This is a genomic window from Streptacidiphilus anmyonensis, assembly GCF_000787855.1.
Taxonomy (GTDB): Bacteria; Actinomycetota; Actinomycetes; order Streptomycetales; family Streptomycetaceae; genus Streptacidiphilus; species Streptacidiphilus anmyonensis.
In genome coordinates this window covers 73,482-94,313 of record NZ_BBPQ01000019.1, presented here as the reverse complement: position 1 = coordinate 94,313, position 20,832 = coordinate 73,482, and the positions used below count along the sequence as shown (strand labels likewise).

At 73.1% G+C, this 20,832-nt stretch carries 17 protein-coding genes and 1 pseudogene; 13 read left to right on the top strand and 5 right to left on the bottom strand.

Annotated elements, in window-relative coordinates; all coding sequences use genetic code 11:
• The 10 genes and pseudogenes from TR50_RS46770 to TR50_RS19105 form a co-directional block, all read left to right on the top strand.
• Nucleotides 1-228, top strand: a pseudogene (locus TR50_RS46770) (hypothetical protein); the annotation flags it as partial.
• A 100-nt stretch (nucleotides 229-328) separates the two neighbouring features.
• The gene (locus tag TR50_RS19145) at nucleotides 329-766 is read left to right on the top strand and encodes a phage tail protein (RefSeq protein WP_042422541.1); all 438 of its coding nucleotides are present in this window, start codon (nucleotides 329-331) and stop codon (nucleotides 764-766) included.
• Nucleotides 767-1,489 (top strand): CIS tube protein, encoded by a 723-nt coding sequence (locus tag TR50_RS19140; protein WP_042422539.1) that lies wholly within the window; start codon nucleotides 767-769, stop codon nucleotides 1,487-1,489.
• The gene (locus TR50_RS19135) at nucleotides 1,489-3,366 is read left to right on the top strand and encodes a VgrG-related protein (RefSeq protein WP_042422537.1); all 1,878 of its coding nucleotides are present in this window, start codon (nucleotides 1,489-1,491) and stop codon (nucleotides 3,364-3,366) included. Before TR50_RS19140 ends, TR50_RS19135 begins: the two co-directional genes overlap by 1 nt.
• A gap of 16 nt (nucleotides 3,367-3,382) precedes the next feature.
• Nucleotides 3,383-3,844 carry a GPW/gp25 family protein gene (locus TR50_RS19130; protein WP_042422535.1) on the top strand — a complete coding sequence of 154 codons (462 nt, stop codon included), beginning with the start codon at nucleotides 3,383-3,385 and terminating at the stop codon, nucleotides 3,842-3,844.
• Entirely contained in the window at nucleotides 3,844-5,817 is a 1,974-nt protein-coding gene (locus tag TR50_RS19125; protein WP_042422533.1) for a putative baseplate assembly protein, read from the top strand. Before TR50_RS19130 ends, TR50_RS19125 begins: the two co-directional genes overlap by 1 nt.
• Nucleotides 5,814-6,365 (top strand): phage tail protein, encoded by a 552-nt coding sequence (locus TR50_RS19120; RefSeq protein ID WP_042422531.1) that lies wholly within the window; start codon nucleotides 5,814-5,816, stop codon nucleotides 6,363-6,365. The genes TR50_RS19125 and TR50_RS19120 overlap by 4 nt, the downstream gene beginning before the upstream one ends.
• Before the next feature lie 498 nt (nucleotides 6,366-6,863).
• Nucleotides 6,864-7,883: an NADase-type glycan-binding domain-containing protein gene (locus tag TR50_RS45585; RefSeq protein ID WP_052441099.1), complete on the top strand. Its 1,020-nt coding sequence runs from the start codon at nucleotides 6,864-6,866 to the stop codon at nucleotides 7,881-7,883.
• A gap of 164 nt (nucleotides 7,884-8,047) precedes the next feature.
• Nucleotides 8,048-9,364, top strand: a complete 1,317-nt coding sequence (locus tag TR50_RS19110; protein WP_052441098.1) for a nucleotide disphospho-sugar-binding domain-containing protein — start codon at nucleotides 8,048-8,050, stop codon at nucleotides 9,362-9,364.
• A gap of 154 nt (nucleotides 9,365-9,518) precedes the next feature.
• On the top strand, nucleotides 9,519-10,043 hold the full coding sequence (locus TR50_RS19105) for a hypothetical protein (protein WP_042422527.1): 525 nt from the start codon (nucleotides 9,519-9,521) through the stop codon (nucleotides 10,041-10,043).
• A 19-nt stretch (nucleotides 10,044-10,062) separates the two neighbouring features.
• On the opposite strand, the gene TR50_RS19100 is transcribed toward TR50_RS19105, so the two are convergent.
• Both TR50_RS19100 and TR50_RS19095 read right to left on the bottom strand, forming a co-directional pair.
• Nucleotides 10,063-11,088 carry a hypothetical protein gene (locus tag TR50_RS19100; RefSeq protein ID WP_052441097.1) on the bottom strand — a complete coding sequence of 342 codons (1,026 nt, stop codon included), beginning with the start codon at nucleotides 11,086-11,088 and terminating at the stop codon, nucleotides 10,063-10,065.
• Entirely contained in the window at nucleotides 11,088-12,482 is a 1,395-nt protein-coding gene (locus tag TR50_RS19095; protein ID WP_042422525.1) for a diacylglycerol/lipid kinase family protein, read from the bottom strand. The genes TR50_RS19100 and TR50_RS19095 overlap by 1 nt, the downstream gene beginning before the upstream one ends.
• A gap of 154 nt (nucleotides 12,483-12,636) precedes the next feature.
• On the opposite strand from TR50_RS19095, the gene TR50_RS19090 reads away from it, so the two are divergent.
• A complete protein-coding gene (locus TR50_RS19090; RefSeq protein ID WP_042422523.1) occupies nucleotides 12,637-14,403 on the top strand; it encodes a SulP family inorganic anion transporter in 1,767 nt (588 codons plus the stop codon).
• Here TR50_RS19090 and TR50_RS19085 read toward each other — a convergent pair.
• On the bottom strand, nucleotides 14,370-17,129 hold the full coding sequence (locus tag TR50_RS19085; RefSeq protein ID WP_042422521.1) for a cation-translocating P-type ATPase: 2,760 nt from the start codon (nucleotides 17,127-17,129) through the stop codon (nucleotides 14,370-14,372). The genes TR50_RS19090 and TR50_RS19085 overlap by 34 nt on opposite strands.
• A gap of 21 nt (nucleotides 17,130-17,150) precedes the next feature.
• Nucleotides 17,151-18,095, bottom strand: a complete 945-nt coding sequence (locus TR50_RS19080) for a polyphosphate kinase 2 family protein (RefSeq protein ID WP_042422520.1) — start codon at nucleotides 18,093-18,095, stop codon at nucleotides 17,151-17,153.
• Between the two features lie 164 nt (nucleotides 18,096-18,259).
• Between TR50_RS19080 and TR50_RS19075 the strand changes: the two genes are divergently transcribed.
• Nucleotides 18,260-18,751, top strand: coding sequence for a DUF1269 domain-containing protein (locus TR50_RS19075; RefSeq protein ID WP_042422518.1), 492 nt, complete (start codon nucleotides 18,260-18,262; stop codon nucleotides 18,749-18,751).
• A 37-nt stretch (nucleotides 18,752-18,788) separates the two neighbouring features.
• On the opposite strand, the gene TR50_RS19070 is transcribed toward TR50_RS19075, so the two are convergent.
• A complete protein-coding gene (locus TR50_RS19070; protein ID WP_042422516.1) occupies nucleotides 18,789-19,097 on the bottom strand; it encodes an MTH1187 family thiamine-binding protein in 309 nt (102 codons plus the stop codon).
• A 299-nt stretch (nucleotides 19,098-19,396) separates the two neighbouring features.
• Here TR50_RS19070 and TR50_RS19065 point away from each other — a divergent pair, with 299 nt between their 5' ends.
• Nucleotides 19,397-20,782: an MFS transporter gene (locus TR50_RS19065; protein ID WP_042422514.1), complete on the top strand. Its 1,386-nt coding sequence runs from the start codon at nucleotides 19,397-19,399 to the stop codon at nucleotides 20,780-20,782.
• The last annotated feature ends 50 nt before the right edge of the window (nucleotides 20,783-20,832 follow it).

Genomic DNA, 20,832 nt, shown 5'->3' with positions numbered 1-20,832 from the left:
CCCGCCGCCCCTCCCGCCGCCGCCCCTCCCGCCGTCGGCCCGCCGGCGTCGACCGCCGCCCGGTACGACCCCGAGAAGATCACCGAGGCGTTCGACGCGCGGATGCTCAAGGAGGGCCAGCTCGACGAGCTGACCCACCGTCTGATCGGACCGCTGACGCGCCTGCTGCGCATGGAGCTGCGGTTCGACCGCGAGCGGGTCGGCAGGCTCCGGGACGACCGCCGCTGATCCACCCTCCGGGACCGCTCCGCACCACTCCGCCTCGCTCCGCACCACCGCGCACCACTCCGCACCACCCGATCCGCCCGCAGGAAGGCAGCAGCATCCGATGCCCCAGGAACTGGACCCCGGCTCCACCATCTTCTTCCACCTCACCATCGACGGTGAGAGCCTGGGCACCTTCAACACCTGCGAGGGCCTGTCCTCCTCCGTCGAGATCCACCAGCACCAGGAGGGCGGCAACAACGGTTTCGTCTGGCAGCTGCCCTCCCGCGTGATGTTCTCCAACATCACGCTCACCCGCCCGTTGACGCCCGACACCTCCAAGGTCGCGGCCTGGATCAGCTCGGTGACCACCGGCATCCACCGGCCGACGGCCCAGATCGCCGCGCTGCGCGCGGACGGCTCGCTGGTGGCCCGGTGGGGCCTGATCGACGTGCTGCCGGTGAGCTGGCGCGGGCCGTCGCTCAACCCGGAGAGCCCGGCGGTGGCCACCGAGACGCTGGAGATCACCCATCACGGCTTCACGGACGCGGGGGCGGCGTAGATGGCGGGCAGCGGCGGTGGGGCCGGCAAGAGCCTGGTCCGGGCGACCATCGCGATCCACGAGCCGCCGCTCGGCGGCGGCACCTCGCCGGGCGGGCTGATCAGCACCTTCAGCTTCGACTTCAACCCCTCGCAGCTCCAGATCAGCCGCCGGGCCACCTGGAAGGCCACCACCACACCCGGTCACCACGACGGCCCGGTGCCCGAGTACATGGGGCCGGATCCACGCGAGCTGTCGGTCGAGATCTTCCTGGACCGTTCGCAGACCCCGGACAGCAACGAGGTGCGCAAGAACGTCGAGTCGTTGTTCTCCTGCTGCGAGACCACGGCGTCCAGCATCGCGGCCAACAAGCCCTCCACCCCGTGGGTGATCTTCCAGTGGGGGGCCTTCTCCACCGCCCGCTTCAACGCCTACGTGACCTCCGTGGACGCGACCTACACCCTGTTCAGCACTACCGGGGTGCCGATCCGCGCCACCTGCCACGTCCAGCTCGTGGAGGTCCCGGGGCAGACCGCAGGCCAGAACCCGACCTCCGGGGCGCTCACCGCCCGGCGGGTGCACCGGGTCGTCGCGGGCGACTCGCTCCAGTCGCTGGCCTGGCGCGAGTACGGGGACGCCACCGCCTGGCGGGCCATCGCCGAGGCCAACGGCATCGACGACCCCGCCCAACTGCACCCCGGGGCAGCGCTGATGCTGCCCGCCGCCGAAGAGGTCGGTCGCTGATGCCCGAGTTCAGCTACTCCAACATCCTCCACGTCGAGATCGGCGGTGCGAAGCTGACCGACGCCGTCGCCCGCCACCTGGTCGGCGGCTGGATCGACTTCGCGGCGGGCGTGCCCGGCGCGTTCGAGCTGACCTTCCGCGACCACGAGCGGCTGGTGCTGCGCGACACCGGTGCCAAGCTCGGCAGCAAGGTGGTGCTGGCGCCGGTCTCGGACGGCAAGGGCGCCCAGTCCCCGCTGCTCACCGGCGAGATCACCGCCCTGGAGAGCGACTACGACAACACCGGCAGCTTCACCGTGGTGCGCGGCTACGACCTCGGCCACCGGATGCTGCGCCAGCGCCGGGTGCAGGCCTACCGGAACATGACCGCCTCCGACATCGCCCGCCGCCTGTGCGCCAAGGACAGCGTGCCCGTCGGCAGCATCCATGCCACCACCACCGTCTACGACTTCATCACCCAGGCCAACGTCACCGACTGGGACTTCCTCGGCCGCCTCGCGGACGAGAACGACATGGTGATGTCACTGAGCCCCCGCGGGACGTTCCAGTTCGTCAAGCGGGCCTCGGCCGCCGGCGCTCCGCCGGTCAGCAGCGACACCGACCCGCTGGTGCTGAAGGCGTTCAAGGACATCCTGCGCTGCCGGGCCGCCGTCACCTCCGCCGACCAGGTCGCCGAGGCGGTGGCCCGCGGGTGGGACGTGACGGCCAAGCGCACCCTGGTCAGCCGGGAGCCCGCCGTCGACAACCCGGCGATCGCCATCGGCGCCACCCCGGCCGCTGCCGTCTCCGCCTTCGGCGACGCCACCCGCGTGGAGACGCACATCCCCTACGACACGCAAGGGGAGGTGAAGAACGCCGCCGCGTCGCTCGCCGACGACATCACCGCCTCCTTCGCCGAGTTGGAGGTGACCGTCCGCGGCAACCCCAAGCTGCGGCCCGGCACGCCCGTCGCCCTCTCCGCCGTGGGCGAGCCCTTCGAGGGCAAGTACACCGTCACCGGCGCGCGCCACAGCTTCGGCGACAGCCGCCACTACGAGGTCCAACTGACCGTCAGCGGACGTCAGTGGCGCTCCCTGTACGGCCTCTCCTCCGGCGGCGGCGGTGTCTCGCCGCGCCTGCCCGGGGTCGCCAACGCCGTGGTCACCGACATCAAGGACCCGCTCAGGCAGGGCCGGGTCAAACTGCGCTTCCCCTGGCTGGACGACACCTATGTCAGCGACTGGACCCGCACCATGCAGTTCGGCGGCGTGAACGGGGGTGGGCTGATCGGCTTCGACGTCGAGGACGAGGTGCTGGTCGCCTTCGACCGCGGCGCGTTGGACCACCCGTACGTCATCGGCGGTCTCTACAACGGCAAGGACCTGCCGGGCCGCAGCGACGTCCAGCCCTACGACGGCACCAGCGGCAGGACCGTCCGGCACACCCTCGCCGACCGCAGCGGCAACCGTCTGGACCTGCTCGACCAGCGCCTGGGCACCAAGCGCGGGGTGCGGCTGAAGACCGGCGACGACCGGCTGACGATCAACATGGACCGCACCGAGACCGAGATCACCGTCGACAGCGCGGGCAGCGTCAGCATCAAGGGCGGCACCTCGGTGTCCGTCAAGGCGGGAGCGAGCCTGTCGCTGGAGGCCGGGGCCGACCTCTCGGTCAAGGCCGGCGGCGTCGTCAGCATCGAGTCGATGGGCGCGGTCAGCGTGCGGGGCACGGCGATCGCCGTGAACGCGCTCGGCGCGCTGGAGTTGAACGCGATCGGCGCGGCCGTGCTGGCGGGCGAGGGCTCCCTCGCGCTCACCTCGCCGCTGAACGTGGACATCGCCGGTGTCAACGTCGCGCTGGCCGGCGTGGTCACCGCCAACGGAATCCCGGTCGTCTGATGGCGGAGGTGATCTGATGCCCGAACAGTTCGTCGGCAGCGGCTGGGCGTTCCCGATGCGGATCAGCCCCACCGGCGGCGTCGCCCTGGTCAGGGGGGAGCGCGAGATCGAGGAGGCGATGCGGCTGGTGCTGGCCACCGCGCCGGGGGAGCGGCCGATGCGGCCCGAGTTCGGCTGCGCCATCCACGACATGGTGTTCGCCCCCGTCAACGAGGCCACCGCGGGCCGGATCCAGCACGAGGTGCTGGTCAGCCTGGACCGCTGGGAGCCGCGCATCGAGGTCGAGGACGTCGAGGTGACCACAGGCGACGACCAGGCGGTCCTGTACATCGACGTCCGCTACTCGATCCGCGGCACCAACAACCCGCGCAGCCTGGTCTTCCCCTTCTACGTCATCCCCGACCACGACGAACCGGAACCGGCCGGGGCCTCCCCGGGCCCGCGACCGCCGCGTCCGTCCACCGAAAGCGACCGCTGATGGCACTGCCCTCTCCCAACCTCGACGACCGCCGCTTCCAGCAGTTCGTCGACGACGCCAAGCGCTACATCCAGCAGCGCGCCCCGGAGTGGACCGACCACAACGTGTCCGACCCGGGCGTCACGCTCGTCGAGACGGTCGCGCACATGGCGGACCAGATCGTCTACCGGCTCAACCGCGTGCCGGAGAAGAACCACCTCGCCTTCCTCGACCTCATCGGCATCACGCTGTTCCCGCCCTCGGCGGCGCGCGCCCAGGTGACCTTCTGGCTCTCCGCGCCGCTGGACGAGCCGGTCCGGCTGCCCGTCGGCACCGAGACGGCGACCGCCCGCACCGAGAGCGAGGAGGCGGTGGTCTTCGCCACCGAGCGCGAACTCACTGTCGTGCCCTGTTCGTTGTCGCACCTGGTGGTGCAGCGGCAGGGGGAGCCGACCGTCGACCGCACCTCGGACCTGGCCGAGGCCAAGGACGTGATGTGCTTCACCGAGGCCCCGCAGCCCGGCGACAGCATGCTCCTCGGGCTCAGCAACGCCGTCCCGCACTGCGCGGTCGCGCTCACCCTGGACAGTCGCGTCGACGGCGTCGGCGTCGACCCCCGGCAGCCCCCGCTGGTCTGGGAGGCCTGGACGGAGGACGGCTGGGCCGAGTGCGAGGTCGACCGCGACGGCACCGGCGGCCTCAACCGCCCCGGCGAGGTCGTCCTGCACGTCCCCGGCGGCCACGTGAAGTCCCGCACCGGGCGGCAGGAGGCCGGCTGGCTGCGCTGCCGGGTCACCGAACCCCACCCCGGCCAGCCCTTCTACACCACCTCACCGACCGTGCGCAGCGCCGAGGCGTTCACCATCGGCGGCACGACCGGCGCGGTCCACGCCGAGACGGTCCGCGACGAGCTGCTGGGCGAGTCCACCGGGCTGCCCGGCCAGCGGCTGCGGCTCGCCCACGCGCCCGTCGTCGGCGACGTCCCGCCGCTGCACCTCCAGATCGGCGACGACGACGGCTGGACCGACTGGGAGGTCGTCGCCCACTTCGCCGCCTCCGGCCCCGACGACCTCCACTTCACCCTCGACGCCGCCACCGGCGAGATCGCCTTCGGCACCGCCGTCCGCGAACCGGACGGCTCCCTGCGGCAGTACGGCGCGGTTCCGCCGAAGGGCGCGGTCATCCGCGCCCGGCAGTACCGCACCGGCGGCGGCCGCGCGGGCAACGTCGCGCGCGGCGCCATCCAGGTGCTGCGCAGCACCGTCCCGTACGTGGCGGACGTGGTCAACCGCGAGGCCGCCACCGGAGGCGTCGACGGCGAGACCGTCGAGGAGGCCAAGACCCGCGCCCCCGTGACCCTGCGCGCCCAGGACCGCGCCGTCACCCTGCGCGACTACGAGGAACTGGCCCGCCGGGCCGCGCCGGAGACCGCCCGCATCACCTGCCTGGAGGGCGAGCCCGACCAGCACGGCGCCCACGCGGTACGGGTCCTGGTGGTCCCGCACGCGGTGCCCGATCCCGGCGGTCGCCTCCGCTTCGAGCAACTCGTTCCCGCAGACTCGCTGTTGGAACGGATCACCGGCTACCTCGACGAGCGGCGGCTGATCGGCACCCGGCTCGCCGTCGGGCCGCCGTTCTACCAGGGCGTCACCGTCGTCGCCACGCTGCACGCCTTCCGCGGCGCCGACACCGACCGCGTCCGACGGCAGGTCCACGACGCGCTCTACCGCCACCTCGACCCGCTGGTCGGCGGCGCGCTGGGCACGGGCTGGCCCTTCGGCCGCCCCGTGCAGTCCGGCGAGATCTTCGCCGTACTGCAGCGGGTGCCCGGCGTCGAACTCGTCGACCAGGTCCTGCTCCACCCTGCGGACCCGCTCACCGGCAAGCGCGGCGACGCCACCGACCGGATCGACCTCGACGCGCCCTCGCTGGTCTTCTCCTTCGACCACCGGGTCCGGGTCGTCGGCGGCATCGGCGCGGGGGACCAGGCGTGAGGGGCTCCGTCGACGGGCTCGGCTCCTCCGCGCCGCTGGCCGAGATGCTGCCCGCCGTCTTCGCCGAGGACGACCTGGCCCAGCGCTTCGTCGCGGGACTGGACGAGGTGCTGGCCCCGCTGCACAACGTCCTCGACTGCCTGGACGCGTACTTCAGCCCCGCGCTGGCCCCGGCGGACTTCGTCCGCTGGCTCGCCGACTGGGTCGGCGCCGAGGTCGACGGCACCGAGGAGGAGGCGCTGCTGCGGGCGGCTGTCGCCGCCGCCGCGCGCCTGCACCGTATCCGCGGCACCCGCCGCGGCCTCGCCGAGGCGGTACGGCTCGCCTTCGGCGTCGAGCCCGAGATCAGCGAGAGCGGCGGCGTGGCGTGGGACGCCCGTCCGCTCGGCCCCGTGCCGGGCGAGCGCCGCCCCCGACTCCACGTCACCCTGGCGCTGCCGCACCCCACCCCGCTGGACCAGCACCGGCTGGAGGCCCTGGTCTCCGCCGCGCGCCCCGCCCACATGCCCTACACGGTCCAGGTGACCGCGCTCGAAAGGACGACCTGACAGGTGACCAGCCAGAACCCCGACGCGGGCGGGAGCGGGCCGCGGCCCTGCCCCGAGTGCGGCACCCCGTCCACCCCCGGCCAGTCCTTCTGCGACGCCTGCGGCGCGGTCCTCACCTGGACCTCCACCACCCCGCGCACTCCCGCCGGGACAGGCCCTGCGTCCGCTTCCGGTGCGCCCGCCGCGCCGGGTGCGGCCGGTGGCGCGGCTGCGCCGTTCGGTGCTGCCGGCGGCTCCGCCGCCTCGACTGGCGTGGGTGCGTCGGGTGGTGGGCGTGGCGAGGCGGATCGGGGTGCTGCCGCCGGTTCTGCCGCAGGCGGCCCGGCCGGTGCGGGCGGCGCAGTGGGCGCGTCGGGCGGTCCAGGCGAGGCAGGTTGGGGCGCCGCCTCGGGTTCTGCCGGTTCTGCCGGGGGCAGCCCGGCCGGTGCCGGGGGAGCGGCTGCGGCGGAGTGGGGCGCGGCATCTTCGGGGCCCGCTGCGGGTGATGGCTCCACCGGTGTGGCCGGGGCCGGGATCCCGGCGCCCGCTGCCTCTCCCGAGGAGGCGCCCACCGAGCCGCTCCCGTCCGCCGTCCCGCCCGTCACCCCGGACGCGGCTGCTGCCACCGCCGCCGCTGCCGCGGCCGAGCGGGCCCGCGCGCTGCTGGTGCCCGTCGCGGACGCGCAGCAGCAGGAGGCCGAGCCCGCGATCGTGCCGGTGCTGCCGGGGCGTCCGCTCGCCGCGCGGCCGACCGTGCAGAGCCCGGGGGCGGAGCCCGGCGACGACGGGGGAGCGCCGTGTCCCTGGTGCGGCACGGGCAACCGGCCGGACCGGCACTTCTGCCGTCGCTGCGCCATGTCGATGGAGGGGCGTCCCGAGGACCCGCCCAAGCTCGCCTGGTGGCGGCGCCTGCCGGGCTTCGGCCCGCGCCGCAACCCGTGGGCCGGCGAACGGCCCCGGCTGCGCAGCGACTGGAGTCGGGTCGTCGGCTGGGTGGCCATGGCCGCGGTCGCGGCCCTGCTGATCACGCTCGCGGTCGACAGCGGCTCGGTGGCGCAGACGGTCGGCGACCACTTCTCCAAGCGCGTCCTGATCCCGCCGGACACCTCGAAGATCACCGCGTCCAACTCCTATCCGCAGCACGGCCCCCAACTGGCCTTCGACGAGCACGACAACACCTGGTGGGGACCGGGCTTCACGGGTGACGACGCCGGCCGGTGGATCCAGGCGGGGTTCGACCAGCCGGTCGACCTGCTCGACGTCGTGATCACGCCGGGCGAGTCGACGAACGCGTCCGACCTCGACAGCTCCGCGCTCCCGCAGAACCTGGAAGCCGACGTGACCACCGCGGACGGTAAGGTCCACACGACCACCCTCACCCTCGACCCGAACGTCGGGCCGCAGACCCGGGCCTTGCGCTTCGACGACGTCGTCTCGGTCCGCTTCGTCATCCGCTCGGCCTACAACGCCTCGGCGACCAAGCAGGTCGCCGTCGCCGAGGTCGAGTTCTTCGGGCCGTCCCGGGGCGGAGGCTCCTGAGGCCCTACCGCGGAGATCGCCAACCAGTGTCAGCCGGACGGCACTTGCGGCCATCCAGCGTTCCTCGGCGTCACCGCGTCCGGTCACTGGGCCGTCACCTGGATCGCGTTTGGTGGTGCATCGCCAAACGGACCGCAGCGCGACGGTGAAACGGAGAGCCGAGGATGGCCCGCTACCTCGCCTACACCAACGCTCTGCTCGGTCACCTCTACCCGACCGTGCCGACGTTGCTGGAGTTGCGCCGGCGCGGGCACACCGTCGTCGTCGCGACCGCCGGGGCCGCCGTCGGACCGCTGCGCGAGCTGGGTCTGGACGCCGTCCCCGTCGATCCGCGGCTCGAGGAGATCCACAGCGGGGACTGGCAGGCCCGCACGGCGATGGGCGCGTTCAAGCGCGACCTGCGCGCGCTGGTGCGGCGCGCGCAGGTGGAGATCCCGGATCTGGAGCGCGCCCTCGCCGAGCACCGGCCGGACGGGCTGATCGTGGACGTGACCGCCTTCGGCGCCAGTGCGGTCGCCGAGCGCTCGGGGCTGCCGTGGGCGCACGTGGTGCACTTCCCGATTCCCGTTCCGTCCCGCGACGTTCCCCCCTACGGGCTGGGCCTGACACCGCGTGCGGACGCGCTCGGCCGCGTCCGCGACGCCGTGGTCCGGCGCACGCTGCTGCGGCCGGTGGAGCGGATGGTGCTCGCCGAGTCCAACCCGGTCCGCGCGGACCTCGGTCTGCCCCTGCTGCGCGAGCCCGCCGACGTCTACGCCACCGCGCCGCTCGTCCTCTACTACAGCGCGGAGCCCTTCGAGTACCCGCGCTCGGACTGGCCCGCGACGGTGCGCCGGGTGGGCCCCGGCGTCTGGGATCCCCCGCACGACGCGGACGTGAGCTGGCTGGATGACATCGACGCGCCGATCGTGCTGGTCACCTGCTCGAGCGACTTCCAGAACGACGGCCGGCTGATCCAGGTCGCCCTCGACGCGCTCGCGGACGAGGACGTGTTCGTCGTCGCCACCAGCGCCGGCGTCGACCCGGACGGGTTCACCGTGCCGCGCAACGCCCGCCTCGCCCGGTACCTGCCGCACGGGCGGATCCTGTCCCGCGCCGCCGCGGTGGTCTGCCACGCCGGGATGGGGATCGTGCAGAAGGCACTGGCGGGCGGCGTTCCGGTGTGCGCCGTGCCGTTCGGCCGGGACCAGTTCGAGGTGGCGCGTCGGGTCGCCGTCGCCGGGGCGGGCGTCGTGCTGTCCGCGCGGCGGCTCTCCACCGGGCGGCTGCGCGCGGCCGTCCTGGACACGATCCGCCGCGCCCCGGCCGCCCGTCGCGTCGCGGACGGGTACGCCGCCGCCGGCGGAGCGTCGGCCGCGGCGGACGCCGTGGAGCGGAAGGTCGACGTCGCGCTCCGGACCGCCGCCGGCGGCGGTGGCGGTGGCGCCAAGCCTTCTGACGGCCCGACCGCTCGGCTCTCCGGGGGACCTTCGGCCCTGTGAGGTGGGGCCGAAGCGCCCTTCTGGAGTCGACGGTGGCGGGGTCGACACTGGGGCGTGAATCCGATCCGTGTGCATCACGGACGCCCGCGCCGCTGAGGGGAGCTGGTGCCGGGCACCCGCGAGGTGCCGGCGCCGAAAGAAGGAGGGCAGTGACATGCCCGCTGCTGATTCCGCGCTTCGCGCGCCCAAGTCCCCTGGCACGCCGCCGGCGGAGACCCTGCTGATCGTCTGCGTGTCGGTCGCCGCGTTCGCCGCCGCGCACGCCGTCGAGGGAGTGGTCGGGATCGCCCGCGACATCCTGCGCGGCACGCCGTCCGGTGACGGGACCGCCTCGGCCGACGGCCCGTCGGCCGGCCCGCGCCTGACGGCCACCGCCGCGCCCGCCCCCCGGAAGGCGGGGCATCAGGCCGCCGGACTGGTCCTGATCATCGGGGTCGCCTTCATGGCCGGCCTCGTGCGCCGTCTGCTCGCGGATCTCTCCGAGGTGGTGCGGGACATCGGAGGAGCGCGGCCCGCGCAGGGGGTGCGCAGGGCGGCGAAGGCCGCGGGCGCCGGAGGGGCGTCGGTCGGCGCGCCGCCCGTGCGGCGGTCGTCGGCCGACGGTCACCGGCACGCAAGGACGCGGGCCCGGCTGGCCCGACCGGACCGCGCGGCGGTGTCCGGTCCGGGCGGGAGGTGACGACGGGGGCCGCGAGCCGTCACGGGGTCTCCTCGGCTCGTCGGTCGCGCGCCCGGCGGCTCAGCTGCCACCACGCGCCGACCCCGATCGACGAGGCCCCGAGCACCAGGACCAGCAGCGGCCACTGCCGATCGGCCAGTTGCACACCGGTGAGCAGGACCAGCAGCACCAGGCCGACGACGAGCACGACCGAGACCACCGCCCGCACGCACGCCGCGACGAGGCCGGGATCCGTCCCGGCCTCTGCTTCCGCTTCGGCTTGCGCTGCCGTCCGCGCGTGGGTGCCGGCCTCGGTTTCGGTCGGCGACGCGGCCGTCGCGCCGAAGTAGAACGCGTCCGCCCGCGCGGCGATGGCCCGTCCCGACCGCTGGTAGGAGACCGTCATATAGGGCAGCCACACCAGCGGGACCACCATCCCGACCACGATCACGAGGGTGAGCAGCAGCCACTGACCGGCACGCGTCCACCACCGGACCGTCGGCCCGGCCCCTTCGACGGCGCGCAGCCCCAGGACGCTCGCCATCCGCATCGTCACCTGCCACAGTCCCGCCGACCGGCCGCCCGGGTCAGGCGCCGCCGCCGTGCTCGCGGGGGTCGCGGCGAGCGCCGCAGCGGCGGACCGGGTGTCACGGTAGGCGCCTTGCAGCACCAGCAGCTCGGCCGCGCGCGCCGACGCGCGGGGATCGCGCCCGGCCAGGGCGCCCAGCTCCAGCACAAACTGCGCCTGGGCCAGCAGGGCCCGGCAGAACGCGACCGGGATCCACACGAGGAACGGTCCGCCCACGAACGCCCCTTCGGTGACCGAGGCCCGCACTCCGTGGGCGACCGTCTCGGCCCGGAGGTGTTCGGCGTCGGCCTCCGGCAGTCGGCTGCGCAGCCCGTCGACGCGCGCCTGGGCGCGCGGGCCCATCTCCCGTACGGCGAAGGCCGCGAGCTCCTCCGGCATGCGCGCGGGATCGGCGCGCAGCCGCCGCAACAGCGAGCGCGCCCGGGCGTCGGCGGGATCGACCGGCCCGGCGGAGCGGGCGGCTCGCGCCCTCGCCATCACTCTTCTCCCTCGCCCTCCCGAGCCCCGGCCCTGGCCTCCTTGCCCGTGCCCGGCGTCTCCGTCGCGTCCGCCTCGCTCGGCAGCGCGCTGCCCAGTGCCAGGGCGACCAGGCGGCGCCAGTCGAGGGGGCCGCCCGGGGCCGGGGGAACGCCGGGGCGGCGGCGCGGGACCAGGGCACGGAGCGCGCCGGGGCGGACCGTGCAGGTCACCGGCGTGGGCAGGCGCAGCGCCTCACCGTCCACCCCGACCGGGATGGTCGCCGCCGGGGAGTCGACGGTGACCTGGTGGGCCGTCAGCACGGTCAGGGCCGCAGCCCGCCTGCCGAGGAGCGCGACCTCCGCCGCCTGCGCCGCGTTGGCCACCCTGACGCCGACGACGCCCAGGACGCCGCGGTCCAGCCGGGGCCTGCGCGCGGCGCCCAGCGGCTGTGCGCCCGCGTACGGGTTGTTGCTGACCAGCAGCGCCTGCGGCGCGGTGAGCGCGTTCTCGTCGGCGACGGCGTCGAGCCGCTCGCCGGAATAGCCGAGCAGCAGGTCGGGCAGCTGCTCCAGCGCCGTGCCGGTCTTGGCGTCGCGGTACTCGGGGCTCTGCACGATCTGCGCGTACACCCCGAAGGAGACGGTGTTGACGAACGGCCTGCCGCTCACCGTCCCGAGGTCGACCAGCAGTTCCTCGCCGTCGGTCAGCGCGGCGAGGGCGAGGGACGGGTCGGCGCGGTCAAGGCCGAGATCCATGGCGAAGTGGTTGCGGGTGCCGGCCGGCAGCACCAGGAACGGCAGCCCGTGCTCCGCGGCGACGGCCGCGACCAGCGCCTGCGTTCCGTCGCCGCCCGCCACGCCGAGCAGGTCCGCGCCCTCGGCCACCGCCCGCCGGGCGAGCTCGGTGACGTCGACGGGCTCGCCCGAGGTGTCCAGCAGCACCACCTCGGCGCCCAGCGCCTCGGCCTTTTCGACCAGGCCGAACCGGCCGACCTTGCCCCCGCCCGAACGCGGGTTCATGATCAGGACGGGATGCTTCGGCCGAGGGCGCCGGACCGCCCGCATGCCGCTCGGCGGCCGGACGGTCCGCAGCGCCGACCGGGCGGCAAGGGCCGCCGCGGCCCACAGGACCACCGCGGTGACCGCCTCCGGCCAGAGCCCCTTGCGGGTGTAGCCGACCAGGACGACGACCAGCGCCCCCACCGCCAGCAGGACGCCGATCCAGCGCGCCACGCCCCGGTGGGCCACCGTCAGCCACAGCCCGACGGCCATGGCGACCAGGCCGCACAGTCCGAGCAGCAGGATCAGCAGCCCGCCGAGCCCTGCCGTTGCCACCAGCACGACGACCGCGGCGAGGCCGGCGAGCAGGGCGAGCCAGGCCAGGAGGCGGGCGCGGGAACGAGCCGACAACATTCGGAATCATTCCTTCCTTATCTATAGCGATGATCGCCCCGCAGCCCGCCGTCGGCACCACCACACCGACGACGCCCCGCTCCCCCCGGCCGGGCCGAAGGGCCGGCGGGCCCCTCGCGCGCCATCATGAGGAGGCACGACGGAAGGAGTCCCCATGTCTGCCGGTGCCCCTGACGAAGGGTGGCGTCGCGTGGTCCCGACCCTGCCGGGCCTCGCGGTCCTCCGCCGCTACCGCCGTGACTGGCTGCGGGGCGACCTGCTGGCGGGCCTCACGGTGGCCGCCTACCTCGTGCCGCAGGTCATGGCGTACGGGAGCGTGGCGGGTCTGCAGCCCGTCACCGGACTGTGGGCGATCCTGCCGGCCATCGTCCTGTACGCGATCTTCGGCTCGTCGCGCCTGCTGTCGGTCGGGCCCGAGTCGACGACCGCGCTGATGACCGCGACGGTCGTCGGACCGCTGGCCGGCGGGGACGCCGGCCGCTACGCGGTCCTGGCGGCCACGCTCGCGGTGGTGGTCGGCCTGCTGTGCCTGGTGGCGTGGCTGGCCAGACTCGGCTTCGTCGCCGACCTGCTGTCGCGACCCGTGCTGATCGGCTACCTGGCCGGTGTGGCGCTGATCATGATCGTGGATCAGCTCTCCAAGCTCACCGGTGTCGACGTCCGCGGCGAGGGCTTCTTCCCGCAGCTGAAGTCCTTCGCCTCCGACATCACCGAGGCCCACGTGCCGACCGTGGTCTTCAGCCTCGCCACGCTGCTCTTCCTGCTGCTGGTGGCCCGGTTCCTGCCGCGCCTGCCCGGCCCGCTGCTGGCCGTCGTGCTCGGCACCGCCGTCTCGGCGGCCTTCTCCCTGGGGGACCACGGCATCGCGGTGATCGGCGACATCCCGGCCGGGCTGCCCCGTCCCAAGCTGCCGGACCTGGGCCAACTGCACCGGCTGGCCCTGCCCGCGATGGGCATCCTGCTGGTCGGCTACACCGACTTCATCCTCACCGGGCGCGCCTTCGGCAAGCGGGACGACAAGCCGCAGCTGGACGCCAACCAGGAGCTGCTGGCCCTCGGCGCCGTGAACATCGGCGCGGGCTTCTTCCAGGGCTTCCCCGTCAGCAGCAGCGCCAGCCGCACCGCCATCGGCGAGTCGACGGGCGCGAAGAGCCAGGTCTACACGCTGGCGGCGGGCGTCGGCGTGGTCGCCGTGCTGCTCTTCCTCAGCCCGCTGCTGCACGACACCCCGGACGCCGTGCTCGGCGCGCTGGTCGTGTTCGCCGCCGTCCGCATGATCGACCTCGCCGGGTTCCGCAAGCTGTCCTCCTTCCGCCGCCGGGAGCTGCTGCTGGCGCTCGCCTGCCTGGTCGGCGTGCTGGCTCTGGACATCCTCTACGGCGTCCTGGTCGCGGTGGGGCTGTCCGTGGTGGAACTGCTCAGCCGGGTCGCCCGGCCCCACGACGCGGTGCTGGGCCTGGTGCCCGGCATGGCCGGGATGCACGACGTCGACGACTACCCGGCGGCGCGCACCGTCCCCGGGCTCGTGGTCTACCGCTACGACTCGCCGCTGTTCTTCGCCAACGCGGAGGACTTCCGCCGCCGCGCCCTGGACGCGCTCGAGGACCAGCCCGACCCGGCGCGGTGGTTCGTCCTCAACACCGAGGCCAACGTCGAGGTGGACATCACCGCGCTGGACTCGGTGGACTCCCTGCGGCTGGAGCTGGAGGAGCGCGGGATCGTCTTCGCGCTGGCCCGGGTCAAACAGGACCTCTACGAGGAACTCGACGCCTACGGCCTGGTCGAGTCCGTGGGCGCCGAGCGGATCTTCCCCACCCTTCCCACCGCCGTGGACGCGTACCGCTCCTGGGTCCGCGACCGAGGGGACGGCCAAGCAGATCAGGGGGATCAGGGGATCGCGGACGACGCCCCGCCCGAGTGAGCCGCGCGCTCCGCGGCCCGTCGACCGCGGGCCAGCAGCTTGCCCAGCTCCCACACCACCAGCAGCGCCACGGCGGCCAGCAGCGCCCAGCCGAACTGCCGGACGTTGATGTCGGTGGTCCCCAGGATGTGGTTGAACGCGTCCATCTGGGTGACCAGCACCGCCAGCACGAACTCGCCCAGTGCGGCCCAGTTCATCTGCCTGCTGTCGAAGGTGCTGACCGAGAGCACCGAGTCGCGCTCGCTGCGGCACTCGTAGGCCGCCACGATCAGACAGAGCGCGAACGCGGTGAACGCGATCGAGTTGCCGATCTGGGTGCTGCCGTAGTGCGCCTCGCCCAGCTTGATCAGCGCGAGCAGCAGGCAGGTGATGGCGAGTCCGGCGAGCCCCACGGTGATCACGACGGGCCGGGTCAGCACCGACTCCCCGCGCGGACGCGGGATGCGCCGCATGAGCCCGGCGCTCTCCCGGTCGAAGCCCAGGGCGAAGCCGAAGGGGGCGTTGACGACGAAGTGGACCCACAGCACCTGCGGCGGGGTGAACGGTTCACCCGCGGCGATGTTGAGGACGGTGGCCCCGAGGAAGGTCAGCACGAACGTCACCAGCAGCACCAGCACGAAGCGGATGTACTTGGTGAGGTTGTCGTAGAGCTTCCGCCCCTCCTCCACCGCGTAGACGATGGTGGCGAAGTTGTCGTCGGCCAGGACCATGCGGCTGGCGTTCTTGGCCACGTCCGTGCCGCTGCCCATGGCGATGCCGATGTCGGCGGCCTTGATCGCCGGGGCGTCGTTCACCCCGTCGCCCGTCATCGCGACCACGTCGCCCTTCTTCTTCAGCGTCGCGGCCAGCAGCACCTTGTGTTCGGGTGCGACCCGGCCCACCACGCCGATGCCGTCGATCCGGTCCAGTCGCTCCGGCTCCGACAGCGCGGCGAACTCGGAGCCCAGCAGGGCTTCGCCCTCGATGCCGAGCTGCCGGGCGATGGCCGCACCGGTCGTGACGTCGTCGCCGGTGACCATGCGCACCCGGATGTGCGCCGCCTTCGCTGAGGCCACCGCCGCCTTCGACTCCTCGCGCGGCGGGTCGACCATGGCGACCAGGCTGGTGATGCGCAGGTCGGTGACGTGCGCCAGCAGGTCCCCGTCCGGATCGAACTCGGCCGGGGCCAGGTCGCGGAAGGCCGCGGCCATCACCCGCAGGCCCTCGCCGCCCATCCGCTCGGTCTGCGCCTGGGCGCGTCCGCTCAGGTCCGCGTCCCACGGGACGTCGCCGCCCGCCGACTGGGCGCTGGTCACCCGGGACATCACCGCCGGCGCCGCGCCCTTGACGAAGCAGCGCACCACCGGTCGGCCGGAGGCGTCCTTGGCCTCGTTGAAGCTGGCCATCAGCTTGTAGCTCGGGTCGAACGGCAGCGTCGCCAGCCGCGGATAGCGGTCCCGGGTGCCCTCGATGTCCAGGCCGGCCTTGTGGCCCAGCACCAGCAGGGCGCCCTCGGTCGGGTCGCCGACGACCGCGTCGTCGACCAGCTTGGCGTCGTTGGCGATGAGATAGGGCAGGACGGCGTCCTCGATGCTCTCGGCGGATCCGGCGGCGTGCTGGATGCGCCCGTCCAGCCGGTAGCCGGTGCCCGAGACGGTGTAGCGGTCGGTGGGGCTGAGCACCTCGACGACGGTCATCTGGTTCATCGTCAGCGTGCCGGTCTTGTCGGAGTTGATGGCCGAGGTGAAGCCGAGCGTCTCGACGGACGGCAGCTCCTTCACGATCGCGTGCCGCTTGGCCAGGTTGAGGCTGCCGACGGACAGGATCACCTGACTGACCGTCGGCAGCGCCTCCGGGATGGCCGCGATGGCCAGCGACACCGCGCTGACGAACAGCGCGTCCCACGCCTGGTCCCGGCTGCGGCCGAGGGCGAACATCACGATCATGGTCAGACCGGCCGCCGCGGCGATCCACAGCGTCAGCGTGTTCAGCTCCCGGGTGAGCGGCGACTGCTCGGTTTCGGTGGCTGACAGCATCCCGGAGATCTTGCCCAGTTCGGTCCCGGAGCCCGTCGCCGTGACCACCAGCAGCGCGCTGCCGTGCGTGACGGGGGTGTTCATGAAGGCCATGTTCGTCTGGTCGCCCGGGGAGAGCTGCGTGCCCGTCAGTGCCTCGGCGTCCTTCGACGCGGGGACGCTCTCGCCGGTCAGCGCGGACTCGTCGATCTGGAGCGCGCTCGCCCGGACGATGCGTCCGTCCGCGGGCACCTCGTCCCCCGCCGAGATCAGCACCACGTCGCCCACGACCAGCTGCTCGGCGGGGAGTTCGGTCTCGGCCCCGTCCCGGCGCACCCGGGCTGTGGCCTTCATCATCGACTTCAGCGCGTTCATCGCGCTCTCGGCCTTGCCCTCCTGACGCAGGCCCACGACGGCGTTGAAGAGGGTGAGGACGATCAGCAGGATCCCGGTGCTCCACTCCTTGATCGCGAGGGAGACCACCGCCGCGGCCACCAGGATGATCTGCATGTAGCTGCGGTACTGGTCGAGGAAGCGCAGCCAGTCGGGCCGCGCCTGCTCCTCGGGCAGCGCGTTCGGCCCGTGCGCGTCCAGCAGTTCGGCGGCGCGGGATCCGCTGAGCCCCGTCTCCGGGTCCACGCCGAGCCGGCCCGCCACCTCCTGCGCGGGGAGCGCGTACCACGGCGGCGCGTCGAGGTCCGGGGTTCCGCCGCCGCCAGCCTGGTCAGCCATTGGTCTCACTCCGATCCCGGCTCAGCGCCGGTGCCTCGCCGCGTACGGGTCCCGGGCGGCGCCCTTGGGCGCCTCGTCCTCCAGGTCGCGCTTCGCCGCGCGCAGGGCCTTCCGCGCCTTCTTGCCGACCTCGGGATACTGCGGGTCGATGTCCATCAGCGTGTGCACGAGCAGCGCCGAGGCGCAGATCCGGGCGAACCACTTGTGGTCGGCCGGCACGACGTACCAGGGCGCCCACGGGGTGCTGGTCGCCGACAGCATCTCGGAGAAGGCCTTCTGGTAGTCGTCCCAGTACCCGCGTTCGCGGATGTCCGCCGCGGAGAACTTCCAGTTCTTCTCCGGCAGGTCGATCCGCTTCAGGAAGCGGCGGCGCTGCTCCTCCTTCGACAGGTTCAGGAACACCTTGACCAGCCGGAACCCGTTGTCGGTCAGGTGGCGCTCCCAGTCGTTGATCTCCCGGTAGCGGTCGTGCCACAGGTCCGGCCCGCGGGCCTCCGGCGGCAGCTTCTGCCGGTCGAGGTTCTCCGGGTGCACCCGCACCACGAGGACCTCCTCGTAGTGGGACCGGTTGAAGATGGCGATGTCCCCGCGGGCGGGCAGCCGGGCGGCGTAGCGCCACAGGTAGTCGTGGTCGAGCTCCTCGATCGAGGGCACCTTGAAACTGCTGACGTGGACGCCCTGCGGGTTCACCCCGCTCATGACGTGACGGATGGTCCCGTCCTTGCCGCCGGCGTCGAGTGCCTGGAGGCACATCAGCACGCCGTGGGTGTCCTGCGCGGCCAGCCGTGCCTGGTACTCCGCCAGCAACTCCACACCGGTGCGCAGCAGCTCGACGCCTTCGCGCTTCTTCATCCCGCCCTTGAAGCCGGGGTCGAAGTCCTTCGCCAGGCGCACCCGGGAGCCGGGCTTCACCCGCAGCGGCTCGATGAACTCCGCGATGCGCCTGACCGTCTGCTTGTCCGCCATGACCCGCACCTGGTCCTTCCGGGGGAGTGCTGGCTTCCACGCTCGGTTCTGCGGGCGCGCGCGGCAACCGAACGGCGTCCGTCCGGGCGGCCTCGTGTGGCGCGGCCCAGGACCCGGTCCGAGGATGGAAGGCGTTGTGCGTTCCCCCCGAGTTTGGAGGCCACATGGCCACGCTGACGGTCTGGCGTTTCCCCACCGCGACGGGCGCCGACGAGGCCCTCGCCACGCTGAAGCAACTGCAGGGCCAGGAGCTGATCAAGGTTCAGGACGGAGCCGTGATCAGCTGGCCCGGCGGCGCCAGCAAGCCCAGGACCCGCCATCTGAGTGACATGACGGGCGCGGGCGCGCTGGGTGGGGCCTTCTGGGGCTTCCTGTTCGGACTGATCTTCTTCATCCCGCTCATCGGCATGGCGATCGGCGCGGCGGGCGGCGCCCTCGGCGGGCACCTGGCCCACTTCGGCATCGACGAGAGCTTCATCAAGGACGTCAAGGAGAAGGTGACCCCGGGCACCTCCGCCCTGTTCGTCCTCAGCTCCGACGCCGTGCTCGACCGCGTCCGCCCGGCCTTCGAGGGCATCCACGCGGAGCTCATCCAGACCAACCTCTCCGCCGACGAGGAGGCCCGCCTCCGCGAGGCCTTCACCGAGGGGGAGTAGCCCCGGCCCGAGCGGAGCCCGGGATCAGTCCTTGTGGTCAGTCCGCGTGGTCGGTCTCGGCGAGGAGCCGCTCGATCTTCTCGACCTTGGAGGTCAGGCCGTCGGTGACGCCGTCGCGGATGTCGGCCTTCAGGACGACGCTGACCCGCGGGGCCAGCTCCTTGACGGCGTCGACGGCGCGCTTCACGACCGCCATCACCTCGTCCCACTCGCCCTCGACGCTGGTGAACATGGCGTCGGTCCGGTTGGGCAGTCCGCTCTCGCGGACGATCCGGACGGCGGCGGCGACGGGCTCGGCGACGTCCTCGCCCACGCCCAGCGGGGTGACCGAAAAAGCGACGATCATGGGTTGGGGTCCTTCCGGGTTCGCGGAGAAGTGATCGACCGACCCCAGTGTCACGGATGTCTCGGCCGGTTCCCCTGTCGAGATGTCTCGGCGGGTGTCCATGGTGGGCTGTCTTGACATGATGTCCCGATATGTGGGCAGGATGAAGAACAGTGCAAGTGGTTGTGTGCAGCAACCAAAAGCCCAAAGAGAGAGACCTGTCCTCCTCATGAGCATCCACCCTGCCCGCCCCCGAACCGGCGCCGTCCGCGCCGACCACGTCGTCTTCCTCGGCGAGGTGGTCGGCTGAGGAGGCGCGTATGTCCACAGCCATCGACAACGCCCCTTATACGGGGTTCCATCGCCGCCTCGCGCTGGCCTGTTCCGGCGGGCCGCTGCTGGACGGCTACATCCTCAGCGTCGTCGGCGTCGCCCTGATCGGCATGAAGCCCGAGCTCGGGCTCAGCACCGGGGCGGTGAGCCTGATCGGCGCCGCCGCGCTGGCCGGGATGTTCGTCGGCGGAGCCGTCTTCGGCGTGCTGACCGACAAGATCGGCCGCGAGGTGATGTACACCGCGGACCTGCTGGTCATGATGGCCTGCTCGGTCGCCTCGTTCTGGGTCACCGACGTGTGGGCGATCGTCGCCCTGCGGCTGCTGCTCGGCATGGCGGTCGCCGCCGACTACCCGATCGCGACCTCGCTGCTGGCGGAGTGGCTCCCGGTCAAGCACCGCGGACGGCTGCTGGGCCAGCAGATCATCGCCTGGTACGCGGGCTCCGTCCTGGCCTACGTCGTCGGCTACGCCTGCATCCAGCTGGGCGGCCACGACAGCTGGCGCTGGCTGCTGGCCAGCCCGGCTGTGCTGTGCGCCTTCTTCATGCTGGTACGCCGCGGCTCGCCCGAGTCGCCGCTGTGGCTGGCCCGCAACGGGCGCGGCGCGGAGGCCGTCGAGCTGGTGCGCGAGCACCTCGGCGCCGAGGTGACCGTGGACGACCTGCTCGCCGGCGAGCGCACGGGCGGCGAGCGGCTGGACACCGGCTCACTGCGGGTGCTGTTCAGCCCGCGCTACCGCCGCCGCACGCTCTTCTGCGGCCTGTTCTTCCTGTGCCAGGTCGCCCCGCTGTTCGCGATGCTGACCTTCGGCCCCGCCATCCTGGGCGCGTTCGGCCTCCCCGGCGGGACCGTGATGGACACCCTCGGCACCGGGCTGATCAGCCTGGTCTTCCTGGTCGGCTGCTTCCCGGCGCTGCGCGCCATCGACAGCCGCGGCCGCCGACCGGTGATCGTCTGGTCGTTCGCGCTGATGATCGTGCCGCTGGTCTTCCTGGGCGTCTGGCCCGCGGCCCCCTCGCTGCTGGCGCTGACCGCGCTGTGCGCCTACGCCTTCCTGTGCGGCGGCCCGAACGTGCTCGACTGGACCTACCCCAACGAGCTGTTCCCCACCTCGGTCCGCGCCACCGCCGTCGGTTTCGCCACCTCGGTGAGCCGCATCGGCGCGGCGGTCGGCACCTACCTGCTGCCGCTCTCGCTGACGGGCCTCGGCATCGGCCCCACCATGCTGATCGCCGCCGGCCTGACCGCGCTCGGCCTGCTGGTCAGCGTCCTGTGGGCGGAGGAGACGCGCGGCGTCGGCCTCCAGCAGGCCGCGGCGGACGCCCCCGTCCCCCGCCCGCGCGACCGCGCCACCCAACCGGCCCGCGCCTGACCCACCGCCCCCGCCGCCGGGGCGTTCGCGCCCTCCGCACCCCAGGCGGC

What these genes read in the sequence shown, in the direction of transcription:
- TR50_RS19100 (WP_052441097.1), bottom strand. Translation starts at nt 11,088, where the DNA reads ATGGCGAGGGCGCGAGCCGCCCGCTCCGCCGGGCCGGTCGATCCCGCC.
- TR50_RS19070 (WP_042422516.1), bottom strand. Translation starts at nt 19,097, where the DNA reads ATGATCGTCGCTTTTTCGGTCACCCCGCTGGGCGTGGGCGAGGACGTC.
- TR50_RS19135 (WP_042422537.1), top strand. Translation starts at nt 1,489, where the DNA reads ATGCCCGAGTTCAGCTACTCCAACATCCTCCACGTCGAGATCGGCGGT.
- TR50_RS19125 (WP_042422533.1), top strand. Translation starts at nt 3,844, where the DNA reads ATGGCACTGCCCTCTCCCAACCTCGACGACCGCCGCTTCCAGCAGTTC.
- TR50_RS19105 (WP_042422527.1), top strand. Translation starts at nt 9,519, where the DNA reads ATGCCCGCTGCTGATTCCGCGCTTCGCGCGCCCAAGTCCCCTGGCACG.
- TR50_RS19110 (WP_052441098.1), top strand. Translation starts at nt 8,048, where the DNA reads ATGGCCCGCTACCTCGCCTACACCAACGCTCTGCTCGGTCACCTCTAC.
- TR50_RS19075 (WP_042422518.1), top strand. Translation starts at nt 18,260, where the DNA reads ATGGCCACGCTGACGGTCTGGCGTTTCCCCACCGCGACGGGCGCCGAC.
- TR50_RS19140 (WP_042422539.1), top strand. Translation starts at nt 767, where the DNA reads ATGGCGGGCAGCGGCGGTGGGGCCGGCAAGAGCCTGGTCCGGGCGACC.
- TR50_RS19080 (WP_042422520.1), bottom strand. Translation starts at nt 18,095, where the DNA reads ATGGCGGACAAGCAGACGGTCAGGCGCATCGCGGAGTTCATCGAGCCG.
- TR50_RS19085 (WP_042422521.1), bottom strand. Translation starts at nt 17,129, where the DNA reads ATGGCTGACCAGGCTGGCGGCGGCGGAACCCCGGACCTCGACGCGCCG.
- TR50_RS19095 (WP_042422525.1), bottom strand. Translation starts at nt 12,482, where the DNA reads ATGTTGTCGGCTCGTTCCCGCGCCCGCCTCCTGGCCTGGCTCGCCCTG.
- TR50_RS19065 (WP_042422514.1), top strand. Translation starts at nt 19,397, where the DNA reads ATGTCCACAGCCATCGACAACGCCCCTTATACGGGGTTCCATCGCCGC.
- TR50_RS19090 (WP_042422523.1), top strand. Translation starts at nt 12,637, where the DNA reads ATGTCTGCCGGTGCCCCTGACGAAGGGTGGCGTCGCGTGGTCCCGACC.
- TR50_RS19130 (WP_042422535.1), top strand. Translation starts at nt 3,383, where the DNA reads ATGCCCGAACAGTTCGTCGGCAGCGGCTGGGCGTTCCCGATGCGGATC.
- TR50_RS19145 (WP_042422541.1), top strand. Translation starts at nt 329, where the DNA reads ATGCCCCAGGAACTGGACCCCGGCTCCACCATCTTCTTCCACCTCACC.